The sequence below is a fragment of the Pseudoalteromonas sp. S558 genome (genome assembly GCF_005886635.1).
GTDB classification, from domain to species: domain Bacteria; phylum Pseudomonadota; class Gammaproteobacteria; order Enterobacterales; family Alteromonadaceae; genus Pseudoalteromonas; species Pseudoalteromonas aliena.
The window spans coordinates 1-778 of sequence record NZ_PNDU01000556.1; the positions used below are offsets into that span (position 1 = coordinate 1).

Genomic DNA, 778 nt, shown 5'->3' on the forward strand with positions numbered 1-778 from the left:
TTTAATTTCTTTAACTGTACCGGCAAATGGAGCTGGTACTTCCATTGCAGCTTTGTCGCCTTCAACGTTTAAGATTGATTGATCTTCTTCAACCGTATCGCCAACTGCAACCATAATTTCAGTTACTTCAACTTCATCGCCACCAATATCAGGTACATTCACTTCTTTAGTACTTGGTGCTGCGTTTGCTGTTGAGCTAGCTGCTGGCGCTTCTACAGGAGCTGACTCTTTAGCCAGTGCTGCAGATTCACTTCCTGCTACTTCAAAAACAAACACAAGTGAGCCTGTTTTTACTTTGTCGCCAGCGACGACTTTAATTTCTTTAACTGTTCCAGCAAACGGCGCTGGTACTTCCATTGCGGCTTTGTCGCCTTCAACGTTTAAGATAGATTGCTCTTCTTCAACGGTGTCGCCAACAGCAACCATGATTTCAGTTACTTCAACTTCGTCGTCACCAATATCTGGTACGGTTACTTCTTTAGTTGAAGAACCTGTAGAAGCAGCGGGTGCTGCCTCTTCAGATTTAGCTGGAGCAGCGGCTGATGCTTTTTCTTCATCAGTGCCTTCACTCTCGCCTTCAAACAAAAATACTAAAGAGCCTGTTGTAACGGTGTCGCCAACGTTAACTTTAATCTCTTTTACAGTCCCCGCTTGAGAAGCAGGTATTTCCATTGATGCTTTGTCACCTTCAACATTTAGTAATGATTGGTCAACATCTACTTTATCGCCAACGCTTACTAATATTTCGGTTACTTCTACTTCGTCGTCACCAATATCA

The 778-nt window shown here is 43.2% G+C and carries 1 protein-coding gene; it reads right to left on the reverse strand.

The annotated features are described in order from the left end of the window. Positions 1 to 778, reverse strand: a 778-nt coding sequence (locus CWB66_RS21395; protein WP_289508523.1) for a biotin/lipoyl-containing protein, incomplete at both ends; no start/stop codon positions are given.